This window comes from Bartonella sp. CB10SXKL (assembly GCF_042195515.1).
Classification (GTDB): domain Bacteria; phylum Pseudomonadota; class Alphaproteobacteria; order Rhizobiales; family Rhizobiaceae; genus Bartonella.
This window is the reverse complement of record NZ_JBHION010000027.1, coordinates 1-6,382: the sequence shown is the minus strand read 5'-3', so window position 1 is coordinate 6,382 and position 6,382 is coordinate 1. Positions and strand designations below refer to the sequence as shown.

The window sequence follows — 6,382 nt, the reverse complement described above, 5'->3', positions numbered from 1 at the left end:
GTATGTCAGCAATTTATAAAAGGGATATAAGAACCTATAGGTATAAAACCTTATACCCCTTATGAGTTTATCATACCCATTATGTGAGCATGCTTTATAAGTTATTCAGTTTCTCTTATTTCCAATTTTGGTAGTTTTTTTACGATTTTCATTGTTTCTAAACTTACGGTAATAACCTTTTGAAATAACTCTAGAGGGTAGGCAGGGTTGCCAACGGTTTCAACAGCATAGCGATTAGCATCATTAACAATGCCACTCTTTTTATCAATCTTTACACATTGACGCCCCATAACCCATTCAAGAGCAGGCTTGCCATTAACGATATACGCATAAGCTTCAAGAGGGATATCTGTCATGATGATATTGCTATTATAAATAACAGTGGTTTTATCCTTTTCTTTACTATCCTTAATTTTTGCGAATTTCATTTCAGTTACATAATAAAACTTTTCTGGATTAGAGATCTCTGTAACTTTTGGATTACCCTTTTTAAAGGTCACTGGATACGGCTCTACAGTTTCATAGTTTACGTGCAAATGACCCAGTTCACGCCCTGCTGTTACAAACTTCCAAAAATCATCAGCACTCTTTACACAAGGGATACGAGGCAATTCTTTGCATAAATTATCAGCATAACGGGCGCGATAATCTTCCGAATGCAAAAGACCGTAAACATAATAGAATAGATCATCTTTTGTTATGGTTTCATTAGGATAAGCTGCTTTAAAATGTGCTAATCCCGCATCTGTAATGGCATCACGGCGTTGTAAATCAGCATTGTTGCTTTTTTCTATAGAATTCGTAAATAAATGTGACTGGTTATTATCTTTAGATTTTAAGGAGGTAATATCTTCATAAAAGTATCTTGGAAAGCATTGACCTGTATCTATTGCGTGAAGGTTAGGTAAATCCTTACTCATCAAAACAGAAAATCCACTTCTTGCTCCTACGCCTGTAACTTGTATTACCTTATTTTTTACCGCTTTCCCTATAGAGAATTGTAAAACTCTCTCATTAAAAATGCGATTGTAATAAAGCCACTGTTGTGTAAAAGGGCGATAGAGGCTTTGAATAAGGTATTTATCTTCAAATTCGAAAATCTTTCCACTAATTAATTGTTGTTTAAGAGAACGACTCCAACTGATTTTTTTAGCATCTGAATTTACAAAATTATCTACAATTTTTGTACGTGTTTTACAGTCAGTGTGATAAATATCATTAAAACGTTTCACTTCACTATTATAAAAATTAATCATATTACGCATATTTTTAGCTAAAGCTTCACGGCTTGAGTTATATGCCCACGCATCACGGCTAGTTGAGATACCACAAGAAAACGTTTTAAAGAGCTTTTTATTATGTCCTTTCTTATCTCCTAAAGCTAGGAATGTTTCGAAACTCTCATCACGTTGATGTATCCAATCACCATGCTTATCTGGTGCAATTACTTGCCAGCCCTTTTTATCCGTAATGCCACCAACACTACCAAAACATTCCAGAGCTGTAAGTTTTTCTTTTATCGTACGATTATTACCAATATCATGATAGTAAATTTTACAAGGTCCAATAGCATTGGGATTTTTGATAAACAAGGTTACAGCAATACCAGTCATACTTCCATTGCCGAAAACATTTTCACCTTCTTGAGCAACTCCATTGCTTAACATATTTTTGCGAAGATCTCCTCGTAAATTGAGTACGTAAATACTGCTAAATTCTTTGGCTAAAGATTTTCGTAAACCATCCATTGTAGACTTTTCTATGTAACCAGAACCAGAAACAAAACCGATTACTCCAGCATTATCAATACGATCACTAGCCCAGCGAATGGCACGAATATAATTATCATATAGATTTCGTATAAGATTTGCATTTGACTGAGCGGCATAAGTTTCACGAATGCGGTCATCTAATATCGGATAAGGTGTATTCTTTGCATTATCATTAGCACTTTTTTGACCTGTTGAATAAGGAGGATTTCCAAAGATAACTTCAATATTCATCTTCTTTTGATGTTCTAAATATTCACTGTTTTCTTTAAACAATTCCTGTAGTAAGTTCTTCTCTTCAAGCATCCGAAACGTATCGGTTAAGCCAATATGTTTAAAAGGAATATACTCTCCTTTCATAAGACTATGATACGTCGATTCAATGTTAATCGCTGCTATGTAATAGGCTAAGAGAACAATCTCATTGGCATGGATATCATGACGGAATTTGTATTCCATATCCTCTGGTTTGATCAGTTTAGATTGTAACAGCCGCGTGATAAAAGTACCCGTTCCGGTGAAAGGGTCAAGAATAGAGACACCACGTGACCCTAAGCTTTTGCCAAATTCATTACGCAACACATCATCAACAGAATGAATGATAAAATCAACAACCTCAACGGGCGTGTAAACAATTCCAAGCTTATCCGTGGTTTTCTTAAATGCCTTGGCAAAAAAACTTTCATAAAGCTTGATAATAAGATTCTGTTTTGCATGAGTTTCTGTAATCCCTGCTGTACAGAACATGACACTTTTGTAAAATTGATCAAGATCTTTCGTTTTCTCTTCGATATTTGTTTTATCCAGTTCCGTTAAGATCTTATCCATGGCTTGCGAAATGGCATTGTTCTGTACAAATTCATTACCGTAAAATAAAGCTTCAAACACGGGACGCGTGACAAGATGTTGCGCTAACATCTCAATCGCTTCCTCTTGCTTGATTTCACTGTTGACGTTGTTCTTTAATTCCTTATGGAATGCATCAAAGGCGTGAAAGGCTTCACTCTTTTCATCGGAAATCATATCTTTAAGATGATTGATATGGTTTTGAGCAATCTCAGCAACATTGTTCGCCCAAATGCCCCAATAATCCGTGATTTTAAAACTATCCAGAAAAATGGCTTTGACAAAATCAAAAAATTCAGAACGGGGGAATAAGTCTCCTTGTCCTCCAGATACCGATTGAGATTTGCTTTCTGCTGTTCCAATGACACGTCCAGAACTTTCTGTTTTGGATGGTATCGAGATCTCATCAACCGTTGTGGTAAGCTCTTTTAATTCATTGGCACGCTTAATCTCTATAATCTCAATCGTATGGCTGCTATTTTGTCCTAAAGACATCTGATTAATTGTCCGAGCAAGCCTTTCATCATGAGAATGTAAAGCATGCAAAACTTGCCAAACAACACGGTATCTCTTATTGTTTTTTAAAGCCTTTTTGGCTTCTAAGTGTGAAGGAATGATAATAGGTAAAATGATATAGCCCGTTTTTTTATTTGGAGCACGGCGCATCACACGTCCCACCGCCTGTATCACATCCACTTGGCTATTACGCGGGTGTAAAAACATGATGGCATCAAGAGCAGGGACATCAATCCCTTCTGAAAGACACCGAACATTGCTTAAGATCCGACAAACATTTTGACCCGCATCTTCTTTAAGCCAATCCAATTCCTCATTGCGTTTTTTGACGCTTTGCGTTCCGTCAATATGTCTTACTTCACAGTTTAGAAAGGGAACGGTTTGAAGGAAATCATCAATATGAGATTTGATAATTTTATTGAAGAGCTTTGTAATATGTTCAGAGGTGTTGATATCTTTGCAAAAAGCTAAAGCACATTGCATGGGCTCTGTATCATCATCATCAACAGCAGCTTGCTTATCTATTTTGGTAAGGGCTCTATAACAGCCAATAATTTTTGCCGCATCATCTAAATCAATTTCATGGTTTTCATTGGCAATAATCTCTTGTATGGCTGGTGTGATATAGGTTTCATTAATACCCAAGACCACAATCTTGTAAGGAGTTAACAGTTCATTATCGACAGCTTCCGCGAAGGTATAATGATGGAGTTGTTTTCCAAAAAGTGCTTCATCATCCATAGAGGCGAGAACGGCATTAATCTCATCCGCCCGCCTTTTGGCAGTATCACTAAAGATACGCGGCGTTGCTGTCATGTAGAGACGTTTTTTACCACGAATAATGCTGTTATCATGAACCTTGATAAATTCAGATTCATTGTCTTCAGTTCCCAATGAAGCACCAGTGGTACGGTGTGCTTCATCACAGATGATTAAATCAAATTCGGGTAAACCATGCTCTTTTTGTGCATCCGAAATCACTTGGATAGAATGGTAAGTTGAAAAGACCACGGTCATTGCATCTGCTAGGGATTCACAAGCTTCTTTAGCAAGGGCTTGAGCATCCGTGGTAGCAGGGAGAACAAGATCTGATGTTTCCATGCCAACAATATCATCTTGGTTTTTACGACGCTTGCCTACTTTTGTATCCGAACACACCGCAAAGGAACGCAACGGGATTTGTGCATCGGCTGTCCATTCACGGATTGTTTGCGAGACTAAAGCCAGAGAAGGTACCAGAAACAAAACACGCTTGCCTTTCCCAGCAAGGGTTTCTGCTATCTTCAAACTGGTGAAAGTCTTCCCCGTACCACATGCCATAATCAGCTTGCCACGGTCTGCTTCTTTTAAACCTTCACAGACTTTCTTGATGGCTTCTTCTTGATGGGGACGAGGCTCTTTTGTTGATTTCAGAACAACTTCTTTTTTCGTTGCAAATATTTGCCAATCTATCCGACTGTTTTCCATATGACGAAGGTCAATACGATAAACGGGTATCGCTTGTCCTTTAATCATGGCATTCACATTGTCACTTAATTCCACTTCTGTGCTGTCAACGAGAAGTCGATATTTAAAGATGTCTTTTCCAGATGCCGCGATAAAGCTATCAATATCCTTTTTACTGATCTGATGGTCTGCTTGATAAAACTTACATTGAATAGCCACATAGCCCTCTTGATTGCGAAGCTTGGCAACCAGATCAATGCCGATATCATTTTTATTCCAACCTTCACGCTCTTTAGCCCATTCATAATAGCTCTCAACTTTTTCATATCGCCCATAGTGGAGAGGGTCATACATAAGATATTTTGTCACAAAATCTTCAAACACTTTTCCTCGTAGAGTATTTGAAGTTGTCTGTTCACGATAGGATTGTAAAAGGGAGCGTAAAGTGAATTGTTCATTATCAGACTTAATAGATTGCAGCATATTGTAATAAAAATCCCTTGCCTTATGAGATGATTAATAATCATCAAAAGAATCAAAATGAATTTAATTAAATGCATTTAAAGCAAATAACGATAAAAAAGGGAAAAAAACTGCTAAAAAAAGCCGATATTTTTATCAAAAGGGGTCTTTAAGGCTGCTTATCAACAGCCCATGACATGGAATAAGATCAGCAAAGTAGTGAAATTTGCTATTCATTTCACGGGTTAATCAAGATAAATGTACTATGGGCTTTAATATATCAGAATGAGTATTTTGATAAGTTTATAGATAGGTTTTGAAGGTGTTTAAAACCCTCAAAATACCTTCAAAACTCCTTTAAATATATATCATAGATTGTATTTACGTGTTGTGTTTAATATAGGTTGTTTGTTTAAAATATTAACCTATTGAAATATAATGACTTTTATTTTTCGATTGAAAAAAATATATAAAGGGGGGTAAAAGGAACCCTCAAAATACTCAAAACCCCTAAAACTCATAGATTAGGCGTCTTTTGAAGGTTCACTCTATGAATGCAAGGGGATATGGTTTAGCAAATTTATCCTTTATATTTATGGGGATATTGATGTATTAACCATTGACGGGCTAAACAGTTTTGGTTAAAGGTCTTTTCATATAAATGTGGGGGAGAGATCTTCAGCATTTAAAATAAAGCAGTTTTTGGGTGTCACTTTTTTGGTCACAAAGGCATGTGCTTTTGTTAAAAGCGTTATAGGGCAGTGGCTGTTTTGAGTGGATTTATTAGCGGTTCCATGAAGTTCTTTTAAAGAGTGCTTCATGAATAATGCAAAGCGGGGGCAATCTGTATTGTTTTGTGTATTTTTACGCCAAAGTTCTCTTTTGAGAATTTTTCGTGCCATTGTTGTTTTCTTTGGCTTGTTTACAGGTGTAAATGTTTATGCGCGTTCCTCAGCTATTTTTCATTCCCCAACAGATAATTTTTCTCGCCAACAATCTGAGAAGCAGCAATTAGAAAGAATTGAGAAATTACGGTCTTTAACGCCTAAAAGGATCAAGACGCCTTCAGAGCAAAATCCAGAAATGCTTTTGGGTGGGAAGCAATGTTTTCCAATTCATGCTGTTGTTGTTGAGGGAGTGCATCATGTCAAAAAGCGCTCTATATCGGCCGTAACAGAGCCTTATGTTGGAAGATGTATTGGTCTTTTTGATATTCAGCTCTTAATCAAGAAGTTAACCAAAGTTTATTTGGATCAAGGCTATGTGACGGCGCGTTTTTACATTCCTGATCAAGATATCAAAAACAGCAAGACGCTCAAATTTGTTGTCATTGAGGGCAAGCT

General features: G+C 36.8%; 2 protein-coding genes. One reads left to right on the top strand and one right to left on the bottom strand.

Going from position 1 to position 6,382, the window contains the following annotated elements:
- Positions 1 to 101 precede the first annotated feature (101 nt).
- Complete coding sequence (locus ACFIK3_RS08825; RefSeq protein ID WP_375676567.1) at positions 102 to 5,060, bottom strand: DEAD/DEAH box helicase; 4,959 nt, start codon at positions 5,058 to 5,060, stop codon at positions 102 to 104.
- A gap of 798 nt (positions 5,061 to 5,858) precedes the next feature.
- Between ACFIK3_RS08825 and ACFIK3_RS08820 the strand changes: the two genes are divergently transcribed.
- Positions 5,859 to 6,382: POTRA domain-containing protein (locus ACFIK3_RS08820; RefSeq protein ID WP_375676566.1), on the top strand; the 524-nt coding region annotated here is incomplete at its 3' end.